Below are 25,022 nucleotides of genomic sequence, written 5' to 3'. Positions count from 1 at the left end.
CCATTATAAACAATCGAAGATACTTTATGCTATCTTTATCTGCCATTTCTATCATTTTTTTATTTTTGTGAATTCAGAAGGCTGCTGTTCTCTTCACTTTCCTCCCTGTCACCATACCGGATCACCTTATACGCTTCATAAAATAAATAGAAGGAAAGGAGAAAGAACGGAATTGCCCCCAGCTGAAAGTGATACAAAACAAGAGCTCCATAAATACCGACCGCCATAAGCGCATAACGCAAAAATGTCCTCACAATTTCACATCCAGTATAAGTCGTCTCAGGGTCTATTCATCCAATACCCATTATATAGCAAAACCAAGCCTGCATCTATGACCACAACGTTAAGAATTGTAACTTTTCTGTATATTCATCATAGACCGATTCCGCGAACTTTAATCACCCTTAAAATAAGAAAATCCTTTACCGGAGTGAGGGACGGGCTTTTAGCGCTTTAACGCAGTCTGGGACGGGCCTTCGAATCGGGCCTTCAAATCCACAAATGTGAAAAAGACTGCCGTCCACAACGACAGCAGTCTCCAATATCTTCTATTACATATTCCGTCGGTATTGTCCCCCGACTTCGTATAGGGCGTGTGTGATCTGCCCGAGGCTTGCCACTTTTACGGTTTCCATCAGCTCTTCGAAGATGTTTCCTCCGTCGACTGCCGCTTTCTTCAGGCGAGCCAGCGCTTCTTCCACTTCACTTTCATTGCGTCCCTGGAAGTCGCGAAGATTCTTGATTTGTGTTTCTTTCTCTTCCTTCGTTGCACGTGCGAGTTCCATGCTGTCCATCTCGTCTTCGGATGGAGGATTCGGGTTCAGATACGTGTTCACCCCGACAATCGGAAGATCGCCGTTATGCTTTTTCATTTCATAGTACATCGATTCTTCCTGGATCTTGCCGCGCTGGTACTGGGTTTCCATCGAACCGAGCACGCCTCCGCGGTCATTCAGGCGGTCGAATTCCGTCAGCACCATTTCTTCCACTAAGTCGGTCAATTCTTCCGCGATGAACGAGCCTTGAAGCGGATTTTCATTTTTAGAAAGACCGTGTTCTTTCGTTATGATCATCTGGATCGCCATCGCACGGCGGACGGATTCTTCCGTCGGAGTCGTGATTGCTTCATCATACGCATTCGTGTGAAGCGAGTTACAGTTATCCTGCAGCGCCATCAATGCTTGAAGGGTCGTACGGATATCATTAAAATCGATTTCCTGCGCATGCAATGAGCGGCCTGACGTCTGGATGTGATACTTCAGCTTCTGGCTGCGCTCATCCGCACCGTACTTATCCCTCATGACCGTCGACCAGATGCGGCGGGCCACTCGGCCGATCACCGTATATTCAGGATCCAGACCGTTCGAGAAGAAGAACGACAGATTCGGCGCGAACTTATTGATATCCATTCCGCGGCTCAAATAGTACTCAACATAGGTGAAGCCGTTAGCGAGAGTAAATGCAAGCTGCGAAATCGGATTCGCTCCCGCTTCCGCGATGTGGTAGCCGGAAATCGAGACAGAATAGTAGTTTCTCACTTTATGATCGATGAAGTACTGCTGGATATCACCCATCATGCGAAGTGCGAACTCGGTTGAGAAGATACATGTATTCTGTCCTTGATCTTCTTTTAAAATATCGGCCTGAACGGTTCCGCGCACGACTCCAAGCGTCTGTTCCTTCACTTCCACGTACTCTTCCACCGTCAGCACGCGGCCAAGCTCTTCTTCCTTGGCACGGATCTGCTGATCGATCGCCGTATTCATATACATCGCCAGGATGATCGGCGCCGGTCCGTTGATCGTCATCGATACAGACGTGGACGGAGCACAAAGATCAAAGCCTGCATACAGCTTCTTCATATCATCAAGCGTACAGATGCTCACACCGCTCTCCCCGACTTTTCCGTAGATGTCCGGGCGGTAATCCGGATCTTCACCGTAAAGGGTAACCGAATCGAACGCCGTACTCAGACGCTTCGCATCATCATCCTTCGACAGGTAATGGAATCTGCGGTTCGTACGTTCAGGCGTCCCTTCACCCGCGAACTGGCGCTTCGGATCCTCTCCTTTACGTTTAAAAGGGAACACGCCTGCCGTATAAGGGAATGAACCAGGTACATTTTCCCTGTACACCCATTTCAAAATTTCACCGTAATCCTTGTACTTAGGAAGGGAAACCTTAGGGATATTAAGTCCTGATAAGCTCTTTGTCTTCAGCTCGGTCACAATTTCCTTATCACGGATCTTCGTAACAAATTGATCCTTGCTGTACGTATCCTTCAGATTCTCCCATTTTTCTAAAATACCTTTGGACTCCGCTGTCAGCTTGTTTTCCACTTCATCTTTCAACGTGTTCAATGAAGTAAGGACTTCTTCATTCTGTTCTTTTTCGCGAAGAGCTTCCATTGCACCTTCGAGTTGGAACAGCCGGCGCGCAAGATTCACTTGCTCTTCCGCTTTTTTATGATAATTACGGACCGTTTCCGCAATTTCACGCAAATAATAGCGTCGGTTGTTCGGAATGATCACGTTCTGTTTTTCAACATCGACGTTTTTCGAAAAACCTGTTTTCCAATCAAGCTTCATCTTCTCATTTACAGTTTCTACGATCGCTGCAAATAACGCATTCGTTCCCGGATCGTTGAACTGACTCGCGATCGTTCCGAATACCGGCATGTCATCAAGGTCCTTATCGAACAGCATATGACTGCGCTGGTACTGCTTCTGTACCTGACGTCGTGCATCCTCGGATCCTTTGCGCTCGAATTTGTTGATGACGATCAGGTCGGCAAAATCAATCATGTCGATTTTTTCAAGTTGGGAAGGGGCACCAAATTCGCTTGTCATCACGTACATGGACATATCACAGATTTCAGCGATTTCCGCATCCCCTTGCCCGATACCGCTTGTTTCAACGACAACGAGATCGTAGCCGGCCGCTTTCACGACATTGATCGCATCCTTGATCGCAAGCGAAAGTTCCGTCTTCGAACCACGCGTGGCAAGACTGCGCATGTAAACGCGCGGATTGAAGATCGCGTTCATGCGGATACGGTCGCCAAGCAGCGCACCGCCCGTCTTCTGCTTCGTCGGGTCGATGGATAGAATCGCAATCTTCTTCTCCGGAAGTTCGTTGATGAAGCGCCGGATCAGTTCGTCCGTGAGTGAACTTTTCCCTGCGCCGCCAGTTCCGGTGATCCCGAGTACAGGCACCTTTTTCGCAAGAGTCTTGATCTCGGAGAAAACCGTCTGAGCCGTTGCAGCTACTTCCTCATTCGCCCCTACCTGATGTTCAGCAAGTGAAATCAGTTTGGAAACGGCATTCACATCACCATTCGATAGCTTTTCCACCTCGGAATTGACGCTTCCTTCGATCGTAGGGAAATCACATTCTTCGATCATCTTGTTGATCATGCCCTGAAGACCGTGCTGACGACCGTCTTCCGGTGAAAAGATGCGCGCAATCCCGTATTCATGAAGCTCTTTGATTTCGCGCGGGATGATGACCCCGCCACCGCCTCCGTAAATACGGATGTGGGAAGCCCCTTTTTCTTTTAACAGATCGTACATGTATTTAAAATATTCAACGTGCCCGCCTTGATAAGAGGAAATCGCAATCCCCTGTACGTCCTCCTGAATCGCAGCGTTCACCACTTCTTCCACGGAGCGGTTATGACCCAAGTGAATAACCTCTGATCCGCTTGCCTGAATAATCCGTCTCATTATGTTGATCGATGCATCATGACCGTCGAAAAGGCTCGACGCCGTAACGAATCGGACATGGTGCTTTGGTTTATAAACTTCAACCGTGCTCATATTACTCCCCCTGTTCTCCTTTGTTTTTCAAAACCTGTGATCCCTGCAAAAAGCAGATCGACTTGAAGATCGATGTACTCTTGAAGAGAATACCTCTTCTGCAGTGCCCAGCGGCGGAATCCCCACATCTGCCCCTGGACGAATACATTCTGAGCGAGCATATGGATCTGATTGTCATCAAGCTCAAGTTCACCCGTCTCGACGCAGCGTACGATCAGCTTCTCGACCATCGCCACCATCTCAAGCTCTTTTCGGAGGACATACGGTAAAGCGTCCTTCGACAACGATTTCGCTTCCTGATACATGACAAGAACCTCATCCTGCATCCGGTCCATCACCTGAAAATAATGGGCGATACCGAGCTTCAGACTGTCAATCGTGCCTTGATCGATATCCAGCTCCTCAAGTTCCAATCGAACCTGCTCATAAATGCTGTCACAGACTAAATACAAAACATCTTCCTTTGTCCGTATATACTCATAAAGCGTTCCGATGCTGAATCCGGCGGCCTTGGCAATCTCTCTCGTCGTGGTGCGGTGAAACCCCTTCTGTTTAAAAAGAGAGACGGCTCCCCGGATCATCTGGTCGCGCCTTTTTTCCACTAACCGTTCATCTTTGACAGAAGCATGAACTTCCCTTTTTTTATCCAACGTTACCGACCGCCTTTTTCACATTCTCCCATTGACCCTCTTGCTCCCGCCTGCCCCGTCCCCCAACGGAGCGGGCGGATTTTATATGGAAACATACCCCTTTAATACGTATCGCAGATTAGAGTGTTGATTGCCACGTCAGATGCCGGCAGTGAGCTGGGCTGTTTTTTTAACGCCCCGCAGGACGGCACCATCAACTCCAATCAAACTTCTATTTATTTCGTCACCATACGAGAAATAACCAAACGCTGGATTTCCTGCGTGCCCTCATAAATTTGAGTGATCTTCGCGTCACGCATGTAGCGTTCCACCGGATAATCCTTCGTGTAGCCGTATCCGCCGAAGATTTGGACCGCTTCTGTCGTTACCTTCATCGCCGTATCCCCTGCCATCAGCTTCGACATCGCAGATTCCTTACCGTAAGGAAGACCTTCCGACTCAAGCCACGCCGCTTGATAGGTTAATAGACGGGAAGCTTCAATCGAAGTCGCCATATCTGCGATTTTAAAAGAAATCCCCTGGTTTGCTGCAATCGGTTTACCGAACTGCTCGCGCTCTTTTGCGTAGTCGATGGACGCATCCAGTGCCCCTTGTGCAATTCCGACCGCTTGGGCAGCGATACCGTTACGCCCTCCATCAAGTGTCATCATGGCAATCTTGAAGCCTTCTCCTTCTTTACCAAGAAGATTTTCTTTCGGCACTTTACACTCTTCAAATACGATTTCTGTCGTTGGAGATGAGCGGATCCCGAGCTTCTTCTCTTTTTTGCCGACAGAGAAGCCTTCGAAATCTTTTTCCACGATGAACGCACTTGTGCCGCGCTGACGGGACGATGGATCTGTTAATGCGAATACGATGTACGTATCAGCGATTCCTCCGTTCGTGATGAAGATCTTGGAGCCGTTTATTACGTAGTGATCCCCTTCTAAGCGGGCCGTCGTTTTCATGCCGCCTGCGTCAGAACCTGAACCCGGCTCAGTCAAGCCGTACGCCCCGATTTTCTCCCCTTGCGCCATCGGACGGAGATACTTCTGTTTCTGTTCTTCCGTACCGAATTTATATACCGGCCAGCCTGCCAGTGAAGTGTGGGCAGATAGCGTTACTCCTGTTGACGCACATACTCTTGAAAGCTCCTCGACCGCGATGCAGTAAGCAAGATAGTCGCTTCCGATTCCGCCGTATTCTTCCGGCCAAGGAATCCCGGTTAAGCCGAGTTCCGCCATTTTGTGGAAAATATCCATATCGAAGCGTTCTTCTTCATCGCGCTCCGCAGCAGTCGGTGCTACCTCGTTGCGTGCAAAATCGCGTACCATCTTGCGAATCATTTCATGTTCTTCAGACAATTTAAAATTCATGATTTCTTCTCCCATCTTTGGTGGAATCTATTTTTGATAGTTTTTTAAAAAGCCGTTTTTCAATCAGGCACAGGTTTAATCACCGCTGTTGATTTCCGTGGAAGACTTCGCATTCCGCGGGCAGCCCGTGAGCCTCCTCGGTCGTTCCTCCCTGTGGGGTCTCACATTAGCTGCTTCTCCCGCAGGAGTCTTCGTCTTCCCCTCCAATCAACTGCTGGAAAGAACCAATATCTCATCATCATTTGCGAAAATAACTTCTATTGATAAAACCTATTTAACACTTAAACCAGCAAATTCTTCCCAATCACCATTCTCTGAATCTCACTTGTGCCTTCGTAGATTTCGGTTACTTTGGCATCTCGGAACAGGCGCTCGACTGGGTATTCTTTGGTGTAGCCGTAGCCCCCGTAGACTTGGATGGCTTCGGTTGTGACTTCGACGGCTGTTTTTGATGCGAATAGTTTGGCCATGGAGGCTTCTTTTCCGCAGGAGATGCCTTGAGAACGGAGGTCGGCAGCTCTGTAAACCAATAGTTTCGACCCCTCGACGGCCGTCGCCATGTCGGCGAGCTTGAATCCGATGCCCTGCTGAGCAGCAATCGGCTTGCCGAACTGAACGCGTTCTTTGGCATAAGCCGTCGCGTGTTCGAACGCACCTTCTGCGATGCCGAGTGCCTGAGCGGCAATCCCGATGCGGCCGACATCAAGGTTCGCCATCGCGATCTTGAAGCCTTCCCCTTCTTGACCGAGAAGGTTTTCTGCAGGTACTTTCATATCTTCGAAGGTCAGCTGAACCGTTCTTGAGCCGTGAAGCCCCATTTTGTGTTCGTCTTTCCCGATGATCAGACCCGGCATATTCTTTTCAACGATAAATGCTGATACGCCGCGGCTTCCCTTTGAAGGATCGGTCACAGCGAACACGATGTATGTATCCGCCTCGCCTCCGTTTGTGATGAAAACCTTCGAACCATTCAATACGTAGTGGTCGCCGCGCTTTTCCGCTTTTGACTTCAAGCTCTTCGCGTCAGACCCCGCACTCGGTTCCGTCAAACAGAATGCACCTAAATATTCTCCTGAAGCAAGCTTCGGAATGTATTTCTGTTTCTGTTCTTCATTTCCGAAATAAAGAATAGGATTAGTCCCCACCGATGTATGGACTGACAGGATCACCCCGATGGTTGCGCTTACTTTTGACAACTCGTGGATTGCAATGATGTACGATGTAAAATCCATCTCCGAGCCGCCGTATTTTTCAGGGGCCGTAATCCCCATCAGGCCGAGCTCTGCCATTTTATTTAAAATCTCACGTGGAAAATGCCCCTCTTCCATTTTTTCCACAAAAGGCTGTATTTCTGTTTCAGCAAAATCCCGCACCATCTTACGCATCATCTGCTGTTCTTCCGTGAATCGTAAATTCATGATTGTCCCCTCCCGGCTGTTCGTATGCTTTAATTAACAATGATCGTTTGGTGCCTGGCACCAGCCGGCCATTTATTCGTATGAATAAAAACCTCTGCCCGTTTTGCGTCCCAGCCAGCCTGCTTTCACATATTTTCTAAGCAGCGGACATGGGCGGTATTTGTCGTCGCCGAAGCCTTCGTGCAGGGTTTCCATGATGTACAGGCATGTATCGAGACCGATGAAATCAGCCAGCGTCAGCGGCCCCATCGGATGGTTCATACCAAGCTTCATTACTTCATCGATCGCTTCCTTGCTTGCCACACCCTCATACAACGTGTAGATCGCTTCGTTGATCATCGGCATCAAAATGCGGTTCGATACGAATCCAGGGAAGTCTTCCACCTCGACCGGCACCTTGCTCAGTGATTTCGTCATATCCTCAATAGTTTGATAAACCTCATCCGTTGTCGCAAGGCCGCGGATGATCTCTACAAGCTTCATCACCGGCACCGGGTTCATGAAGTGCATCCCGATTACCTGCTCAGGACGCTTCGTTGCCGCTGCAATTTCCGTGATCGGAAGTGAAGACGTATTTGAAGCAAGTATCGCATGCTCAGGAGCGATCTCATCCAGCTGCGCAAAGATTTTCGTTTTTATCTCCATATTTTCAACCGCTGCTTCAATCACGATATCGACGTTTTTCGCATCGTTGATATCCGTTGAAGCCGTCAGTCTGTTTAGCGCCGCTTCTTTGTCCTCTTCACCCATTCTGCCTTTTTCGACTGAACGGGAAAGGCTCTTGGTGATGACGCCGATTCCTTTTTGGACGAATTCTTCTTTTAGGTCATTTAAAAATACTTCAAATCCAGCCTGTGCACATACTTGGGCGATCCCCGAGCCCATTTGACCGGCTCCGATGACCATGACTTTTTTTATGTTCATTGATTGTTCTCCCCTTTGATTGAAAATTGCACTCTGTATACCGCAGTTGATTTCCGTGGAAGACTTCGCTTTCCGCGGGTAGCCCGTGAGCCTCCTCGGCTTTGCCTCCGGGGTCTCACATTAGCTACTCTTCCCGCAGGAGTCTTCGTCTTCCACTCCAATCAACTGCTGGAACCAGTTAAATTTAATAATAAGTAGTTTTAGTTTTATGCGGTGTCTGGCACAGATCCCTTAATTTGTGCCAGGCACAATAAGGCTGGTTTGTTCCTGGCACAAAATCTTCAAATGGTACCTGGCTCAAAACACCTCATTTGAGCCTGGCTCAAAACCATCAAATCGAGCCAGGCACCCAACCCAAACCCTAACCTAAAACTCTGCCAATCTACCAATACACACCGCGCAAACTACTGCTTCGGCACTTCAATCATGATGGCATCGCCCTGGCCGCCTCCGGAGCAGATGGACGCAATTCCGATTCCGCCGCCGCGGCGTTTCAGTTCATAAGCGAGTGTCAGGATGATGCGCGCTCCGCTTGCCCCGATCGGGTGACCAAGAGCAACCGCGCCGCCGTTGACATTGATTTTTTCAGGGTCCAAACCGGCAATTTTCCCGCTTGTCAGTGCCACTGCCGCGAATGCTTCATTTATTTCAAACAGGTCGATTTCCTCTAATGATTTGCCTGTTTTCTTCAATAGTTCATTGATGACAAGACCTGGCGTCTGCGGAAAATCCTTCGCCTCCACTGCAATTGCCGTATGGCCGAGAATCGTAGCCAATGGTTTCTTGCCTTCTTTTTCAGCGCGTTCTTCACTCATCAGGATCATCGCTGCCGCTCCGTCATTGACTCCCGGTGCGTTTCCGGCTGTGATTGTGCCATCGGAGCCGAATACCGGACCTAATTTAGCCAGCACTTCATAGGAAGTTTCTTTACGGGGCGCTTCATCATGGTCGACAACCACAGGATCCCCTTTGCGCTGAGGTACTTCCACTGGCACGATTTCTTCGCCAAGCTTCCCTTCTTCAGTTGCTTTTACCGCAAGCTCGTGGCTTCGGAGTGCCCAGCGGTCCTGGTCTTCCCTTGTCAGTTCGAATTCCTTCGCCGTTGCGTTTCCGTATGTCCCCATGTGAACATTGTTGAAGCTGCAAGTGAGGCCGTCATGGACCATCAAGTCCTTCACGCTTGAGTCGCCCATTTTGAACCCCCATCGTGCTTTAGGTAAAATATACGGCGCGTTGGACATGGATTCCATTCCTCCGGCCACGATGACCTCTCCGTCCCCGGCGCGGATGATTTGATCTGCCATCGTCACACTTCTCATTCCGGACGCACACACTTTATTGATTGTTTCTGTCTTCACGTTCCAAGGCAGTCCTGCATGGCGGGAAGCCTGACGTGAAGGGATTTGCCCCTGTCCTCCCTGCAATACCGAACCAAGGATGACTTCCTCAACGTCTTCACCGCTGACTCCTGCTCTATTCAATGCTTCCTTCACTGCAAAACCGCCAAGCTCGGAAGCTGTAAAACTGCTCAATCCGCCTCCAAACTTACCGAAAGGAGTTCTGGCTCCATCTAAAATAACCGTTTTTCCCATGTAAATCCCTCTCCTTTTTCTTTCAGTTTGAGAACTAAATTTTTGTATACGCTTTCAAAAAACCCGTTAAGTATGGTGTTGTTATCTTGTTCAAAGGTATTTGACTTTGTTTCTGATGGAATCTCGTTAACAACGCGGTTCCGCTCTTTTGACTGAACGCTCGCTCGACCAAACCCCAAAAGAGTAAGGGACAGATTCCGTCCCTTTCCACTCTCTTTATTGTACTTCAAAATTGTGTAAAACGTAATGACTTTTTAGAAAGTTTTTATTTTTCATTTAAATTACTATTGTAGAAAAATAAAAAGGAGTGAAACGCCATAATGTAATGGTTATGTTGTTTCACTCCTGATGCATATTACTTTGCAAAAACGTAAAGCTTACGCCACTATCTCATCTTTCCGATCACCGCAGACTGCCTTCTCAAGAAGTTCAGCAACGTCCAGTGTAGAGACGTTTTCTTCGACTTCTTTTGCTTTTGTTCCATCGGACAGCATTGTCAGGCAGTATGGGCAGCCGGAGCTGATGACGGATGGGCTGACGGCAAGTGCCTGTTCGGTACGTGATACGTTGACGCGGTGGCCTGTGTCTTCTTCCATCCACATGAGTCCTCCGCCGGCTCCGCAGCACATTCCTTTTTCACGGTTACGTTCCATTTCAACGAGCTTCACGCCGGAAATCGCTTTAAGGATTTCACGCGGCGGATCGTACACTTCGTTGTAACGGCCCAGGTAGCAGGAGTCGTGGAATGTGATCGTTTCGTTGACTTCATACTGAGGCTTCAGTCGGCCTTCCTTCACCAGGTCATAAAGAAGCTCGGTGTGGTGATAGACCTCTGCTTCAAGTCCGAAGTCCGGGTATTCATTTTTGAAAATATTATAAGCATGAGGGTCGATTGTGACGATTTTCTTGATTTCATGCTTTTCGAACTCGGCGATGTTGTTTGTCGCAAGCTCTTGGAATAAGAATTCATTTCCTAGGCGGCGAGGTGTATCTCCTGAGTTTTTCTCTTTATTTCCTAAAATCGCGAACTTTACGCCGGCTTCGTTCATCAGCTTGGCAAATGACAGGGCGATTTTTTGGCTTCGGTTATCGAATGAACCCATGGAACCGACCCAGAATAAGAAGTCGAACTCTTCCCCTGCTTTTTTCATTTCTTTCACAGTAGGGATGTGAACGTCTTCTCTTGCTTCACGCCAGTTTTCACGTTCCTTGCGGTTAAGGCCCCAAGGATTTCCCTGACGCTCGATGTTTTGCATCGCACGCTGGGCATCGGCATCCATTTTTCCTTCTGTCAGTACTAAATAACGGCGAAGGTCGATGATTTTATCCACGTGCTCGTTCATGACCGGACATTGGTCTTCACAGTTACGGCATGTTGTACACGCCCAGATTTCTTCTTCCGTGATGACGTCTCCGATAAGTGATGGGCTGTATGCTGCACCGGCCGCTGCTTCTTCAGCTGCCTGTGTCGCGCTCGCCATTGCAATCTGATTTCCCTGTGTCCCATTGAAAGCGAATGTCGGCACCCAAGGTTTCTTTTGAGTGACGGCTGCTCCGTGATTCGTCAAGTGATCACGCAGTTTTACGATCAGGTCCATCGGTGAAAGCATTTTACCAGTACCGGTTGCGGGACACATATTCGTACAGCGTCCGCATTCCACGCAGGCATAGAAATCAATCATCTGATGCTGGGTGAATTCTTCTATTTTTCCTACCCCGAAGCTTTCTGCCGTTTCGTCTTCAAAGTCGATCGGCTTCAGTTTTCCAGGGTTGTCTAAGCGGTTAAAAAATACATTGGCAGGTCCTGCGATCAAGTGGGCGTGCTTTGATTGCGGCACGTATACCAGGAAAGCAAGTAAGAAAATCAGGTGGATCCACCATGCGATATAGAAAATGACGATGGATGCTGTTTCTCCGATGGCTCCCAATGCCCCTGCAATCAGTGATGCGACCGGCTCTGTCCAGGCAAGCTCTTCACCGTGCCAGATCAGGCTCATCCCGTTTCCGACAAGGACTGAAAGCATCAAACCTCCAATGAATAAAAGAACGAGTCCTGATTTGAACCCTCTTTTTAAACGGACGAGTTTTTCCACATAACGGCGGTGGAACGCCCATACGACTGCGACCAGAATCATCAGTGTCACTAGCTCCTGGAAGAACGTGAATCCGGGATACAATGGTCCCAGCGGCAAGTGGTTCCCCGGTGCCAGTCCTTTAATGATGAAGTCGATCGCTCCGAATTGGACGAGGATGAAGCCATAGAAGAACATGACGTGGATCGCTCCACTTTTCTTATCCTTCAAAAGCTTTTTCTGTCCGAATACATTGACCATGATTTTTTCGAAACGTTCCTTGAATCGTTTATCAAAGTCAACTTTCTTTCCAAGCTTGATATATTCAATTCTCGTTTTGACCACATACACAAACAGACTTACTGCGTAAACGGTTACAAAAATGAACGCAATCCAATTGAGAATGAGTAGTATATTCATCTCAAGTCTCTCCCCCTTTTTCGGCTCGCATCTGAACTTCCCCTTTGTTCAAACTTTTACAAACCAAATTAATATTCAGAAAAATCTTCTTAGTTCCATTATATAATGAATGAGCATTCAGTCAACGATTTTTTATAAACTAACTTACAAATAATTTCTTATCTGGCAACTCAAATACACCCTATAGTAGTTCGTTTCACACTTTTTCCCCCATGGTTAAAAAGTATGAAAAAAAGGTTTCAAGCTTTCTCTCTTCAGGGAATAAAAAAGATGGAACACATTATATATTTACGGACATACTAAGTTTATTGATAATGAGAGAGTGATTCAAATGTGGTTATTCTACATACTGTTGATTATTGGATTATTGATTGCCTGGATGGTGATTGATTTCAAGCTGGGGCGAAACAAGTTCATTCGCACCCGAACGAGACGAAACTATGAAGATCGTTATAGTGATATATCTTTAATTTCCCGCGGACCTGAATTGTTCGATCAAATGTTCATGGATATTAAGAATGCGGAATCTTCTATTCATGTGCTGTTTTACATTGTGCAGAATGACCATCTCGGCTACCGGTTCATGGACCTTTTAAAGGAAAAAGCAAAGCAGGGCGTCAAGGTGAGGCTGCTCATGGATCAGATGGGAAGCTTGCAGGTGCCAAGGTCAAAGGTGCATATGCTGAAAAGTGTCGGAGTCGAAGTGGCATACTGCCAAAAAGTCAAATTTCCTTATCTTTTCTTTACTTCCCAGCAGCGGAATCACCGGAAAATCACGGTGATTGACGGAAAGATCGGCTATCTTGGGGGATACAACGTCGGGAAAGAATACATCGATGAAAATGATAAGCCGGAGCTGTCCCCTTGGAGGGATTATCATATGAGGCTTGTGGGTGAAGGGGTTCTTGACCTTCAATCCGAGTTCTGTGTCGACTGGCACCGTTCAACGCAGAAGGATCTGACAAACGAGGCCCTCTACTTCCCGCCTTCTGCTAAAGGAAGCATCAAACATCGTATTTTCCCGACAGAGGGAGTCAACATCGAACAGTTTTTCGGTGAATTCATCGAAGAAGCAGAGGAATGCATTATCATTGGGACACCTTATTTCATCCCGACCCGTCATTTGATGGATAAATTGATGAACGCACTCGACCGGGGTGTCAAGCTGAAGATCATCGTTCCGGACCAGGCGGATCATTCGCTTGTCAAGGAAGCGGCCTTCCCTTATTTCAGGCCGCTTCTTGCAAAAGGTGCAGAGGTGTACCAATACATGAACGGTTTTTACCATGGGAAAATCATGATCGTGGATGATCATTTCTGTGATCTCGGAACGGCGAACTTTGATCAGCGAAGCTTTTATCTCAACCTTGAGCTGAATAATCTAATTTACGATAAACATTTTATTGAAATAGTAAAAAAAGAAATCGATAAGGATATAAAGGCATCAGACAGGCTGTCGGCAAGCGACTTGGAGTCTGTGTCGTTATTCACTCGGTTCAAGGAAAAGGTCGCTTCGGCGATTTCGATTTTGCTTTAGGAGGGGTTGCAGCATGAGAGTGAGACTGGGGTTTGTGGCAAATTCTCTTGCCCTGTGGGATTCAAGTCCCTCCAAAACGATGACATATAGACGATTTACCGAGCTTCCTGAACATGAACGGATGGAAAAGCTCATCGAAGTGACGAGGAAGAACCTTGAGCATACAAAACGAATTATTTATTATTGTGCAGCCCATGAAATCGAGCTGTACAGGCTTTCAAGCTCAATCGTCCCTCTTGCGACGCATCCTGATGTCGATTGGGACTTCTACTCCCCTTTTAAAAGAGAATGGAAAGAGCTCGGGAAGCTGATCAAAACGTTCGGCATCCGCGCGAGCTTCCATCCGAATCAATTCACGCTATTTACAAGCCCGAAGCAGCATGTCACCGACAATGCAGTGAAGGATATGGTGTACCATTACCGGATGCTTGAATATATGGGTGTGGAAAAACAGTCGGTGATCAATATTCATATCGGCGGGACTTATGGGGATAAGAAAGCGGCGCTTGAGAATTTTCATGAGAATCTGAATGCGATTCCGCCTGAGGTGAAAGAAGTCATGACATTGGAGAACGATGACAAGACGTATAACGTAGAGGAGACACTTTCAGCTTGTCAAAAAGAAGATATACCGATGGTGCTTGATATCCACCATCATGAAGCGAACCTTAGCAGCCAGCCGGTTGAGACATACCTTGAGGACATCTTTCGAACATGGGACAGGCGGGATCTTGTCCCGAAGATACATATCTCTTCGCCCAAATCAGAAAAAGCTTTCCGTTCACACTCCGATTATGTGGACCCGGATTTCGTGATACCTTTTTTTAAGACATTAAAGAAACTCGATCAGGATGTGGACTTCATGATCGAAGCCAAGCACAAGGACCTCGCCATGCTGAAGCTGATCGAAGACCTCTCCTCCATCCGGGGCGTCAAACGCATCAGCGGCGGGGTCCTTGAATGGTAAATAAGATTCAAAATAAGACCCGTCCCCCGCTAAACATTTGGGGAACGGGGCCTTTTATGCTTTACTGAAGTGAGGGACGGGCCTTTCAAAAAGGGGGAATTATGATGGAGAAGAAAATTTGTTTATCGTGGAGCGGCGGGCGTGACAGTATGATGATGCTGAATGAGCTTAAACGATTGAATGAACCAGTAGAGGGGCTTTTGACCACGTTTCAGGAAGGTTCGGGGAAGATGATGATGCATGAGGTGCCGGTTTCCTTGGTTGAGCAGCAGGCGAAGGCACTTGGGCTTCCGCTCTTTCCGGTTTGGTTCGGAGAACAGGTCGATAACACGGAGTACGAGAAGAGAATGGCTGGAGCGGTCCGGAGCCTGGAAAAGGAAAATTTCACTCATATGAGCTTCGGTGATTTGTATTTAGAGGATATCCGTAAATATCGGGAAAAACAAATGGAGCAGTCTGCGCTCGATCCCCTCTTTCCGCTATGGGGAAAGATGACGTCGGAGCTTTCACAACAGTTTTTGTCACAAGGAAACAGAGCCATTATTGTGTGTGTCGATGAAGAGCAGCTCGATCCAGGCTTTGTCGGGCGGGAATACAATGAAGAGTTTCTTCGCGACTTGCCGGACGCTGTGGATCCCTGCGGTGAAAACGGGGAATTTCACAGCTTTGTATTTGACGGTCCCCTCTTTCAGCATGCGGTGGCGTTTAAAGTGGGCACCACGTATCGAAAATGGGACCGTTTTACATATGTAGAATTGCTGGGATAGGTCAGTGGTGTTGATGGTTCGCGATAAGAGCCTCCCCTCACCCTTTCTTATCTGAATACCGATTCGATCCAGGGCTGAATTGCCGTAAACGCCTTGAATCCCAAATAGATTCCGACAATCCCGGCGATTCCCGCTAACGCAGGCGGCGCTGGTATCGGAAGCTTGAACAGGGCAAAGATGAATCCTACCAAAAATCCTGTAACAATGGCCAACACAACAGTCTTCATGAACAACCTCCTAAGATGATAACATCACTCTACCCACTATTATACGTTAAATGGCAGGAAATATTAAAAAGAAGGCCCGCCCTTCTCTGCGTTAAAGCAGCGAGGGACGGGCCTTCGAACATTACATTTTTTCAGGAGCGTCGACACCGATCAGGGCAAGTGCGTTTTGAAGGGTTACACGCACGGATTTGACGAGTGCCAGACGAGCGGTTGTAAGCTCGCGGTTTTCAGCGTCCAGAACTTTGTTGGCGTTATAGAAGCTGTGGAACGTTGAAGCCAGATCATTGATGTAGTTTGCAACACGGTGCGGCGTGCGCTTTTCTGCTGCATCGGCGATCATTTGCGGGAATTCTCCCAGCTTCTTGAGAAGATCGACTTCTTTTTCCGTTCCGATCAGGCTAAGGTCGATACGGTCTTCTGATGCAAGTCCGGATTCCTCTGCCTGGCGAAGGATGGAGCAAATACGCGCATGCGCATATTGTGCATAGTATACAGGGTTTTCATTGGACTGAGAAACCGCTAAGTCCAGGTCGAAGTCCATATGTGTATCTGCACTTCTCATCGCGAAGAAATAACGAACGGCATCGAGGCCGACTTCTTCCACAAGCTCACGCAGCGTCACGGCTTTACCGGTACGCTTACTCATCTTCATCTTCTCACCGTTTTTATAAAGGTGGACAAGCTGGATCACTTCGACTTCCAGCTTCTCGCGGTCAAAGCCAAGTGCTTCGATTGCCGCCTTCATACGAGGGATATACCCGTGGTGATCCGCTCCCCAGATGTTGATCAAAACGTCATGTCCGCGCTCGAATTTATCCTGGTGATACGAGATGTCCGGAGTCAGGTACGTATAGGTGCCGTCATTCTTGATCAACACACGGTTTTTATCGTCGCCTAGCTCAGTGGAACGGAACCAAGTCGCACCGTCTTCTTCGTACACATGTCCATTTTCACGAAGCTTTGCAAGCGCTGCATCGATTTTCCCGTTTTCATACAGGGACGTTTCAGAGTACCAAACATTGAACGGTACACGGAACATTTCGAGGTCCTTCTGAAGCTTTGACATTTCAATCTTCAGTCCATACTCACGGAAAAACTTGTAGCGTTCTTCTTCACTTGCATCCGCATATTGAGAACCGAATTCCTGAGCAAGCTTCTTTCCGATTTCAATGATGTCTGCACCGTGGTAGCCGTCTTCAGGCATCGCCACATCTTGACCAAGCGCCTGGAAGTAACGGGCTTCCACTGATTTAGCCAGGTTATGAATCTGGTTTCCGGCGTCGTTGATGTAGTACTCGCGAGTCACTTTATAGCCTGCTTTTTCAAGTACATTACAAAGCGAATCACCGACAGCCGCACCGCGTGCATGTCCGAGGTGAAGATCTCCGGTCGGGTTCGCCGAAACAAACTCGACGTTGACGCGCTCACCTTTTCCTGCATCAGACCCGCCATATTCATGATCCTGATCGAGAATCATCGGAATCAGGTCCGTTAAGTAATCGTTGTTCATAAAGAAGTTGATGAAGCCGGGTCCGGCAATTTCCATTTTTTCAATGGAAGCCTTTGATTGATCGAAGTTTGCCATGATGTCTTCAGCGATCATGCGCGGCGCTTTTTTCGCCACACGCGCAAGCTGCATCGCCATGTTTGTGGAGTAATCACCGTGTGTCTTTTCCTTCGGTATTTCCAGGATGATGTCCGGAATTTGCTCTTCTGTTGCCAGATTCGCTTTCAGGACCGCCTCCTTGATTTCGGATTTCAGGTTTTCTTGTACTTTTTCGACGATATTCATGCGCTTATTCTTCCTCCTTAAAATTGATCGACATCTCATAATCTCCGACCGAGCTGCCCTGCATGATCAGCTCATATGAAAGGTTGAAATCCCCTTCTGTCTTGGACAGGTTTTTCGTATGTGAAAGTTTTTTTGTTTTTGTCGTCAGCAAGAGTGTACCGAGCTCGCTTTCATAGGAGCCGCTCATCTCTTCTTCTTCGTTAAACAGCATTCTCATTTTTACGGCACCGCTTCTCAGTATCAGCGCCTGTTCGTCTGTGACTTTGACGATCGTATGGGTGGTCCCTTCTTCTTGAACCTCATCGTACTTCAGAAAAAAGGCATCCCCTTTTTCATAGTATCGGCCAAATGAAACGAGTTCAAAAGAGTCGCTTTCGTCACCGATTGTGATATTCGTTTTCAAGTGAATTTTGACAGGGGTGGATTCGTTGTTAAGTTCTGTCAAACCACTCACATCCTTTTCTATTTTAGGGTCCGTTCATGGAACTGTTCCGTCCCTTTTGGAGGAAAGTGTTCCTTCTAACTAATTAAGTATAAGAAGTATTGGGGCAAAATGCAATGAATGGGGGTGAGTTTTGGGTTGGAAGTTTGTGAAAGTATGCGCGCACCGTTTCCAACATTCAAAAATACAGTTCTATCCCTCTTAATACCGCAGTTGATTTCCGTGGAAGGCTTCGCTTTCCGCGGGCGAGCGGGGAGCCTCCTCGTCGCTGCGCTCCTGCGGGGTCTCCCCAGCTTCGCTTTTCCCGCAGGAGTCTTCGCCTTCCACTACAATAAACTGCTGGATTCGGTTAATACTCCATACTTTCCCTCCGTAGGCTGGACATAATAACCTTACCTCTTTTATGAGATGAAGGCAGTTCAATCCCCCATACCTTCAAAACTTTCATAAAAGAAATAGGATCACCCTTTACAAGGCAATCCTATTTTTATAGATATTATTTCACCCAGCCCAGTAGCATTTCTCTGATGAGTTTGCTGGCTGTGTTGGCTGTTTGTTCGGATGGATCGTAGATTGGTGCTACTTCGACTAGGTCGGCACCTACTACGTTTACGCCGGAGTGTGCGATTGCATGGATGGATGCAAGCAGCTCCTTGGATGTGATTCCGCCGCAGTCCACGGTTCCGGTTCCAGGGGCGTGGGCAGGGTCCAATACGTCGATGTCGATCGTCACGTATACCGGACGGCCTTCAAGCTTTGGAAGGATTTCCTTCAGCGGCTCAAGCACTTCGAATTTCGAGATGTGCATGCCGTTTTCTTTCGCCCATTGGAATTCTTCCTTCATGCCGGAGCGGATTCCGAAAGAGTACACATTTTCAGGTCCGATATGCTCGGCGATTTTGCGGATCGGGGTCGAGTGGGAAAGAGGCTCTCCCTCATACTCTTCGCGAAGATCCGTGTGCGCATCCATATGGATGATCGCTAAATCCGGATTTTTCTTCGCAACAGCTTTCATGACCGGCCATGAAACGAGGTGCTCCCCGCCCATTCCGAACGGGATTTTCCCGTCGGCTAAAAGCTGGTCGATATAATCCTCAATCATATCGATGCTGCGCTGAGGATTTCCGAACGGCAGCGGAATATCACCGGCATCGAAGTATTTCACCTCTTCAAGCTCACGGTCCAGATACGCACTGTATTCCTCAAGCCCAATCGATACTTCACGGATGCGGGCAGGGCCGAAACGTGAACCCGGACGGTAGCTGACCGTCCAATCCATCGGCATCCCGTAAAGGACGACCGAGCTCTCTTCATAAGAAGGATGGCTCTTTATAAACACATTACCTGAATAAGCTTCATCAAATCGCATCAAATTCAACCTTTCTCTATCGAGGGGAACTTATGGAAGCCCGTCCCTCGCTTGTTTAAAGCATTAAACCGCTAAACGCCCGTCCCTCGTTCCTTTAGAGTGTTGAAGTGGAAGCAAGGGACATGACAATACATCTGCTTCGGTTTCGATTATTCCGTCAGGTCTTTGACGAATTTAGGAAGTACGAATGCTGCGTTGTGCAGTTCCGGTGTGTAGTATTTTGTTTCGATTTCATGGAAACGCTCTTGTGACACTTCGATTGGATCGTGTTTTTTTGATCCGATCGTGAATGCCCACATGCCGCTTGGGTACGTCGGGATATTCGCTGTGTACAGGCGTGTAACAGGGAAGATTTCCTTTACGTCGCGCTGCACCTGGCGGATAAGATCTGCTTTGAACCAAGGGTTGTCACATTGTGCGACAAAGATCCCGTCTTCTTTAAGAGCTTTAGAGATTCCCGCATAGAAGCCTTTTGTAAATAGATTTACTGCAGGGCCTACAGGTTCAGTGGAATCGACCATGATGACATCATATTCATTTTCACTTTTTGCGATATGCATGAATCCGTCTCCAACCTGGACATCGACGCGCTCGTTTTCAAGCTCTCCAGCGATTTCCGGGAGGTATTTCTTGGAGTACTCGATTACTTTTCCATCGATATCGACCAGTACGGCTTTCTTCACGCTTGGGTGCTTAAGGACTTCACGGATGACACCGCCGTCGCCGCCTCCTACAACCAATACCTTCTCCGGGTTCGGGTGTGTGAATAACGGTACGTGAGCGACCATTTCGTGGTAGACGAATTCGTCTTTCTGGCTTGTCATGACCATTCCGTCTAAGAAGAGCATGTTGCCCCATTCTTCTGTTTCTGCCATTTCAAGGTATTGAAAATCCGTTTGTTCTGTATGTAAAGTCTTCTTGATTTTCATCGTGATTCCGAAGTTTTCTGTTTGTTTTTCTGTGTACCAAAGTCCACTCATTGTTTCAACTTCCCTTCTTGATTTTATTTTTTCTCTTTTAACGCCGCTGTTAATTTCCATGGAAGACTTCGCTTTCCGCGGGTGACCCGTGAGCCTCCTCATCGCTTCGCTCTTGCGGGGTCTCACATTAGTCACTTTTCCCGCAGGAGTCTTCGTCTTCCATTCCAATCAACAGCTGGATCCGTTTAAAACTTAAAGAGCTATTATGTTTATTCTAGTTGAAAACCATTCACTGCAGTTTATAAAATATGCTTGCCTTTCAATGCAAAAGTCACTTTACATCACAGGGCACTAAAATCAAATAAATTACATCATCGACAGACGTCATTTTTATCCTTCCCTATCATGATAAATACAAACATGAGAAAAAGTATAGTGGAATCTAGCAAAAATTCAAGTGAAATTTTTTCTATCTCTACTACGTTTAAAAACTCTGCAAACCTTTCATACTGTATATATACACTTTATGTCCGGTATAAGGCCCGTCCCTCGCCGCTTTAAAGCAGTGAGGGGCTGTCCCCCAGCAGCGATTCTCATAGAAAACTATTTTATAAAGAAAGCGGGAATAGGGATGGAATTGATCACTCGTTCTAGAATGGAGAAAACAAAAAAATATGTGAGAGCAGCCGTTATTCTGTCTCTGTTATCTTCTGTTCTTGTTCTGGCCGGGTTGATCGGTGTGCTCACGTACGCAAAGATTCAAGGGCCGCCGCCGCTTGCCGTACCGCAATCCACCCTTCTATACGGGAGTGACGGCAAGGTGATCGGTGAGACGAATACCGGAGAGAAACGGTACTGGGTGGAACTAGACCATATTTCACCCGCCCTCATCGAAGCCACGATTTCAATCGAAGATAAGAATTTTTATCAGCATTACGGATTTGATATGAAGCGGATCGCTGGCGCGGCACTTGCCGACATGAAGGCCATGGCCAAGGTCCAGGGGGCGAGTACGATTTCCCAGCAGTACGCCCGTAATCTATTTTTAACGCACGACAAGACATGGAAACGAAAGATTTCCGAAGCACTTTATACGCTGCGGATCGAAATGAACTATTCCAAGAAGGAAATTCTCGAAGGCTACCTGAACACCATCTATTATGGACATGGCGCCTACGGGGTTCAGGCTGCAAGTCAATATTATTTCGGGAAGGACGCAGACCGGCTGACTCTCGCAGAAGCAGCCATGCTCGCCGGCGTCCCGAAAGCACCATCCTACTATTCTCCACTCGAATCGCCGGAGAATGCCAAGAAGCGTCAGGAGCTCATTCTTGATTCAATGAGGGAAGATGGTTTCCTTACGAAAGCGGAAAGTGAAATCACAAAAGCCAAACCGATCAGAATCAACGGACATCATGCACATAAAACCGTCGAAACGGCACCCTATTTCCAGGATGTTGTGAAAAATATCCTCCGCACCGAACTCGGACTTGAAGAACGTACGATTGAAATGGGCGGCCTCAAAGTATTTACAACCTTGAATACGAAGCATCAGGAAATCGCTGAAGATGTGGTTGAGAAACAAATAGAAGAGGCATCTGACATCCAGCTCGGGTTCGTATCGATGAACCCTGGGAACGGATATGTCACAGCCATGGTTGGCGGGCGGAATTATGAGGACAGTCCTTTCAACCGCGCTGTCCAAGCAGTGCGACAGCCTGGTTCGACGATCAAGCCGCTTCTTTACTATTCGGCACTTGAACAAGGTTTTACACCTGCAACGACAATGAAAAGCGAGCTCACTTCTTTCACGTTTGACGGCAATAAAAAATACTCACCCCACAACTACAACAACAAATACGCGAACGATGACATCACACTTGCACAGGCGATTGCGCTGTCCGATAACGTCTATGCCGTAAAGACACACCTGTTCATGGGTCAGGATACATTGACTGCAACGGCAAAAAAGAAATTCGGCATCACCACCCCGGTCAAAAAATATCCATCATCCGCGCTGGGGACGTCCGGTGCCAGGGTGATCGATATGGTGAACGCCTACAATATGTTCGCCAACGGCGGCTATAAAGTGAAGCCTGTCTTCATTACCCGTGTGGAAGACTGGTCCGGCAATGTCATCTATGAAAAAGAAGTGAAAAAAGAACAAGTCCTCGACCCTGACACAGCCTATGTCATGACACACATGTTGAGCGGGATATTCGACCCCAAGCTGAACGATTACTCGACCGTCACCGGCATCCAGATCAAAAAAGACGCGACACGACACTACGCCGGAAAATCCGGGACGACCAACACCGACAACTGGATGATCGGCTTTTCACCGCAGCTGACGGCGGGGGTATGGACAGGGTACGACAAAGGAAAAGATATCTCCCTGATAACCGATAAGCTTTATGCGAAGAAAATATGGGTGGAGTTCATGGAGGAAGCACTGAAGGACGAACCCGTCAAAGCATTCAAGCCCACCAAAGGCGTGGTCGGTGTGGCGGTCAATCCCCATAACGGCAAACTTGCCACGAAGGATTGCCCCGTCCAGCGCTTCACCTACTTCGTAAAAGGCACAGAACCGACTGAATACTGTACAGAACACCTTGGAGAACACGAAGCACCAAAAGAAAAAGAACCATCCAAAAAAGACAATAAACCATGGTACAAAAAACTGAAAGACTGGATCTTCTAACCTTGAAAGGCCCGTCCCTCGCTGCTTTAAAGCAGTGCGGGACGGGCCTTTAGCACGTTAAAGTTTCATCTTCATTCCTTCGTGTGTCGGGATGAATCCGAGCTTCTCGTAGAATCGCAGAGCGTCTTTACGCTGTTTATCTGTAGTGAGCTGCACCAAGCTGCAGCCGCGTTCTTTTGCACGCTCGACCGCCCATTCAATCATCTGAGTGCCGGCTCCCTGCCCTCGGACAGACGAAGACGTCCTCACACCCTCAATCGTCGCCCTCCAGCTTCCCTGATGGGTAAGGTAAGGCGTAAACGTAATCTGCATGACGCCTATGACCTCACTTTCACGGCAGGCAAGTACCAGTTCATTATTCAGATCGGCATCAATCGCCTGAAAGGCTTGCAGATAACTCTCTGGAAGGGGATTCGTGTATCGTTCCCTTTCTTTCCCGAGTACATCATCCGCAAGCATTTTCACAATGGCATCTACATCCTGTTTCCGAGCTCTTCTAAACGCAATAGCATCCTTCAAAATCAGCCACTCCTTCTCATATCACTCTCTACCAATATAGTATGGAGCGGAGAGCCATAAGGAAATTAGAAGATTATTATCATTATGAATAAGTTCTCCTTATGTATTGAGCTGACGAGGATACTCCCGGTCTTAGTTTATCCCTTCTTTATCAGGGAATAATGGTGACAAGAAATCAAGGGGAGGTTTGGCGATGGTTAAAGTTCTGGGAACAAGAAGCATTTACTCTACACGGAACCTGTGGTCAGGATTTCTCTGTGGGCTCGGCCTTGTGGCATTTATTGATGAAACGGTCTTTCACCAGCTGCTTCACTGGCATCATTTTTATGACAGATCCACCACAGATATCGGGCTGGTATCGGATGGCTTTTTCCATGCATTCAGCTGGTTTGCCACGGTTGGCGGATTTTTTCTGCTGGCAGACCTGAGACGGAGGAACGCCTTTTGGCAGACGAGATGGTGGGGCGGTGTTCTGCTCGGCACCGGCGGATTCCAACTGTATGATGGCACGATTCAGCATAAGGTCATGCGTATTCATGAGATTCGCTATGTTGAAAATGTCCTCGTGTACGATTTAATTTGGAATGCCATTGCGCTTGTGCTGCTGATTGCCGGCATCATCGTGACGATCCGTACAGGCAAAAAGGCAAAGGCGGAACTCAGCCAATGAACATGGATCACGTCCATGAACAAGCTGCCCGCAGCCTGATGGGGCCTGCGCCACAATTAATCCTGGCCCTTCCTTTTGTTTGTGCATTGATTCTCTATGTCTGGGCGGTCATCCATTCAAACCGCCGTTATAAAAAATGGCCATTATATCGCACGGTTTCCTGGTCCGCCGGGATTTTTCTGGCCGTTGCTGCCGTTGCGGGCCCCATTGCCAAGATGGCCCATCATGATTTTAAGGTGCATATGCTCGGGCATCTCTTCCTCGGCATGCTCGCCCCGCTGTTGATGGCATTGGCCGCACCCATGACTCTTACACTGCGCACCCTATCCAGAGATAAAGCAAGAATGCTAACCCGGCTGTTAAAAAGCAGCCCGTTCCGGGTGTTGAGCGACCCCTTTTTTGCTTCCATCCTGAATATTGGAGGACTGTGGCTACTATACACCACGCCCCTGTATAGCGCGATGCATGAGAATATGCTCCTGCATATTTTCATCCATCTGCATGTGTTCCTTGCAGGCTATCTATTTACGATCAGTTTGATTTATTTCGATCCAATCCCGCACCGTACAAGCCATTTATATCGGGCTATTGTATTGTTGATTGCCCTCGCTGCCCATGGCATTCTTTCGAAGGTCATTTATGCCAGCCCGCCGGAGGGAGTCCCGGTAAATCAAGCGGAAGCGGGGAGCATGCTCATGTATTACGGAGGAGATGCAATCGATTTGATCATTATTTTTATCCTTTGTCTACAATGGTACAAAGCCGCCAGACCAAAACCGGCTATTATCCATCTATAAAACGAAAAACCTCGGGTTTGTGCGAACCCGAGGTTTTTCATGTCCTAGTTTATGTGCAAACTGTG

General features: G+C 47.8%; 20 protein-coding genes. 6 read left to right on the top strand and 14 right to left on the bottom strand.

Features of this window, described 5'->3' with window-relative positions; all coding sequences use genetic code 11:
* Positions 1–59: 59 nt before the first annotated feature.
* From AAEO50_RS11990 to AAEO50_RS11955, 8 genes are all read right to left on the bottom strand, one after another.
* Complete coding sequence (locus AAEO50_RS11990; protein ID WP_341983883.1) at positions 60–254, bottom strand: hypothetical protein; 195 nt, start codon at positions 252–254, stop codon at positions 60–62.
* Positions 255–551: 297 nt separating this feature from the next.
* Positions 552–3,818, bottom strand: a complete 3,267-nt coding sequence (icmF, locus tag AAEO50_RS11985) for a fused isobutyryl-CoA mutase/GTPase IcmF (RefSeq protein WP_341983881.1) — start codon at positions 3,816–3,818, stop codon at positions 552–554.
* Positions 3,815–4,468, bottom strand: a complete 654-nt coding sequence (locus tag AAEO50_RS11980; RefSeq protein ID WP_341983879.1) for a TetR/AcrR family transcriptional regulator — start codon at positions 4,466–4,468, stop codon at positions 3,815–3,817. Before AAEO50_RS11980 ends, icmF begins: the two co-directional genes overlap by 4 nt.
* A 215-nt stretch (positions 4,469–4,683) precedes the next feature.
* Positions 4,684–5,823, bottom strand: a complete 1,140-nt coding sequence (locus tag AAEO50_RS11975; RefSeq protein WP_341983877.1) for an acyl-CoA dehydrogenase — start codon at positions 5,821–5,823, stop codon at positions 4,684–4,686.
* Between the two features lie 281 nt (positions 5,824–6,104).
* Positions 6,105–7,241 carry an acyl-CoA dehydrogenase gene (locus AAEO50_RS11970; RefSeq protein WP_341983875.1) on the bottom strand — a complete coding sequence of 379 codons (1,137 nt, stop codon included), beginning with the start codon at positions 7,239–7,241 and terminating at the stop codon, positions 6,105–6,107.
* A 72-nt stretch (positions 7,242–7,313) separates the two neighbouring features.
* Positions 7,314–8,165, bottom strand: coding sequence for a 3-hydroxybutyryl-CoA dehydrogenase (locus AAEO50_RS11965; RefSeq protein ID WP_341983874.1), 852 nt, complete (start codon positions 8,163–8,165; stop codon positions 7,314–7,316).
* Between the two features lie 404 nt (positions 8,166–8,569).
* Entirely contained in the window at positions 8,570–9,757 is a 1,188-nt protein-coding gene (locus tag AAEO50_RS11960; RefSeq protein WP_341983872.1) for an acetyl-CoA C-acetyltransferase, read from the bottom strand.
* Positions 9,758–10,134: 377 nt separating this feature from the next.
* Positions 10,135–12,249, bottom strand: a complete 2,115-nt coding sequence (locus tag AAEO50_RS11955) for a 4Fe-4S dicluster domain-containing protein (RefSeq protein ID WP_341983870.1) — start codon at positions 12,247–12,249, stop codon at positions 10,135–10,137.
* A 352-nt stretch (positions 12,250–12,601) separates the two neighbouring features.
* On the opposite strand from AAEO50_RS11955, the gene cls reads away from it, so the two are divergent.
* The 3 genes from cls (at position 12,602) to AAEO50_RS11940 (ending at position 15,520) form a co-directional block, all read left to right on the top strand.
* Positions 12,602–13,786, top strand: coding sequence for a cardiolipin synthase (cls, locus tag AAEO50_RS11950; RefSeq protein ID WP_341983868.1), 1,185 nt, complete (start codon positions 12,602–12,604; stop codon positions 13,784–13,786).
* 13 nt (positions 13,787–13,799) lie between these two features.
* Positions 13,800–14,753, top strand: a complete 954-nt coding sequence (uvsE, locus tag AAEO50_RS11945; RefSeq protein WP_341983866.1) for a UV DNA damage repair endonuclease UvsE — start codon at positions 13,800–13,802, stop codon at positions 14,751–14,753.
* 104 nt (positions 14,754–14,857) lie between these two features.
* On the top strand, positions 14,858–15,520 hold the full coding sequence (locus AAEO50_RS11940; protein ID WP_341983864.1) for a diphthine--ammonia ligase: 663 nt from the start codon (positions 14,858–14,860) through the stop codon (positions 15,518–15,520).
* A 47-nt stretch (positions 15,521–15,567) separates the two neighbouring features.
* Here AAEO50_RS11940 and AAEO50_RS11935 read toward each other — a convergent pair whose 3' ends face one another.
* The 5 genes from AAEO50_RS11935 to speE form a co-directional block, all read right to left on the bottom strand.
* Positions 15,568–15,747 carry a XapX domain-containing protein gene (locus AAEO50_RS11935; RefSeq protein ID WP_341983862.1) on the bottom strand — a complete coding sequence of 60 codons (180 nt, stop codon included), beginning with the start codon at positions 15,745–15,747 and terminating at the stop codon, positions 15,568–15,570.
* A 121-nt stretch (positions 15,748–15,868) separates the two neighbouring features.
* Positions 15,869–17,539: an arginine--tRNA ligase gene (argS, locus tag AAEO50_RS11930; RefSeq protein WP_341983860.1), complete on the bottom strand. Its 1,671-nt coding sequence runs from the start codon at positions 17,537–17,539 to the stop codon at positions 15,869–15,871.
* A gap of 4 nt (positions 17,540–17,543) precedes the next feature.
* Positions 17,544–17,993, bottom strand: a complete 450-nt coding sequence (locus tag AAEO50_RS11925; RefSeq protein ID WP_425383195.1) for a DUF1934 domain-containing protein — start codon at positions 17,991–17,993, stop codon at positions 17,544–17,546.
* A 484-nt stretch (positions 17,994–18,477) separates the two neighbouring features.
* Entirely contained in the window at positions 18,478–19,350 is an 873-nt protein-coding gene (speB, locus tag AAEO50_RS11920; RefSeq protein WP_341983909.1) for an agmatinase, read from the bottom strand.
* 149 nt (positions 19,351–19,499) lie between these two features.
* Positions 19,500–20,330: a spermidine synthase gene (gene speE, locus AAEO50_RS11915; protein WP_341983907.1), complete on the bottom strand. Its 831-nt coding sequence runs from the start codon at positions 20,328–20,330 to the stop codon at positions 19,500–19,502.
* A 571-nt stretch (positions 20,331–20,901) separates the two neighbouring features.
* Between speE and AAEO50_RS11910 the strand changes: the two genes are divergently transcribed.
* Positions 20,902–22,971: a PBP1A family penicillin-binding protein gene (locus AAEO50_RS11910; RefSeq protein ID WP_341983856.1), complete on the top strand. Its 2,070-nt coding sequence runs from the start codon at positions 20,902–20,904 to the stop codon at positions 22,969–22,971.
* A 57-nt stretch (positions 22,972–23,028) separates the two neighbouring features.
* Here the strand turns inward: AAEO50_RS11910 and AAEO50_RS11905 are convergent, their stop codons facing one another.
* Positions 23,029–23,490 (bottom strand): GNAT family N-acetyltransferase, encoded by a 462-nt coding sequence (locus AAEO50_RS11905; protein ID WP_341983854.1) that lies wholly within the window; start codon positions 23,488–23,490, stop codon positions 23,029–23,031.
* A 193-nt stretch (positions 23,491–23,683) separates the two neighbouring features.
* On the opposite strand from AAEO50_RS11905, the gene AAEO50_RS11900 reads away from it, so the two are divergent.
* Both AAEO50_RS11900 and AAEO50_RS11895 read left to right on the top strand, forming a co-directional pair.
* Complete coding sequence (locus AAEO50_RS11900) at positions 23,684–24,160, top strand: DUF2243 domain-containing protein (protein WP_341983851.1); 477 nt, start codon at positions 23,684–23,686, stop codon at positions 24,158–24,160.
* Complete coding sequence (locus AAEO50_RS11895) at positions 24,157–24,957, top strand: cytochrome c oxidase assembly protein (RefSeq protein WP_341983849.1); 801 nt, start codon at positions 24,157–24,159, stop codon at positions 24,955–24,957. The genes AAEO50_RS11900 and AAEO50_RS11895 overlap by 4 nt, the downstream gene beginning before the upstream one ends.
* Positions 24,958–25,022 lie beyond the last annotated feature (65 nt).

Source organism: Rossellomorea oryzaecorticis (assembly GCF_038405515.1).
GTDB lineage: Bacteria > Bacillota > Bacilli > Bacillales > Bacillaceae_B > Rossellomorea > Rossellomorea oryzaecorticis_A.
This window is presented reverse-complemented; position numbering and strand designations above follow the sequence as displayed.

Bases quoted from the DNA above. Each gene is read 5' to 3' on its own strand.
- AAEO50_RS11975 (WP_341983877.1), bottom strand. From the start codon at position 5,823: ATGAATTTTAAATTGTCTGAAGAACATGAAATGATTCGCAAGATGGTA.
- uvsE (WP_341983866.1), top strand. From the start codon at position 13,800: ATGAGAGTGAGACTGGGGTTTGTGGCAAATTCTCTTGCCCTGTGGGAT.
- AAEO50_RS11900 (WP_341983851.1), top strand. From the start codon at position 23,684: ATGGTTAAAGTTCTGGGAACAAGAAGCATTTACTCTACACGGAACCTG.
- AAEO50_RS11940 (WP_341983864.1), top strand. From the start codon at position 14,858: ATGGAGAAGAAAATTTGTTTATCGTGGAGCGGCGGGCGTGACAGTATG.
- argS (WP_341983860.1), bottom strand. From the start codon at position 17,539: ATGAATATCGTCGAAAAAGTACAAGAAAACCTGAAATCCGAAATCAAG.
- AAEO50_RS11935 (WP_341983862.1), bottom strand. From the start codon at position 15,747: ATGAAGACTGTTGTGTTGGCCATTGTTACAGGATTTTTGGTAGGATTC.
- speB (WP_341983909.1), bottom strand. From the start codon at position 19,350: ATGCGATTTGATGAAGCTTATTCAGGTAATGTGTTTATAAAGAGCCAT.
- speE (WP_341983907.1), bottom strand. From the start codon at position 20,330: ATGAGTGGACTTTGGTACACAGAAAAACAAACAGAAAACTTCGGAATC.
- AAEO50_RS11960 (WP_341983872.1), bottom strand. From the start codon at position 9,757: ATGGGAAAAACGGTTATTTTAGATGGAGCCAGAACTCCTTTCGGTAAG.
- AAEO50_RS11970 (WP_341983875.1), bottom strand. From the start codon at position 7,241: ATGAATTTACGATTCACGGAAGAACAGCAGATGATGCGTAAGATGGTG.
- AAEO50_RS11895 (WP_341983849.1), top strand. From the start codon at position 24,157: ATGAACATGGATCACGTCCATGAACAAGCTGCCCGCAGCCTGATGGGG.
- AAEO50_RS11965 (WP_341983874.1), bottom strand. From the start codon at position 8,165: ATGAACATAAAAAAAGTCATGGTCATCGGAGCCGGTCAAATGGGCTCG.
- AAEO50_RS11955 (WP_341983870.1), bottom strand. From the start codon at position 12,249: ATGAATATACTACTCATTCTCAATTGGATTGCGTTCATTTTTGTAACC.
- icmF (WP_341983881.1), bottom strand. From the start codon at position 3,818: ATGAGCACGGTTGAAGTTTATAAACCAAAGCACCATGTCCGATTCGTT.
- AAEO50_RS11910 (WP_341983856.1), top strand. From the start codon at position 20,902: ATGGAATTGATCACTCGTTCTAGAATGGAGAAAACAAAAAAATATGTG.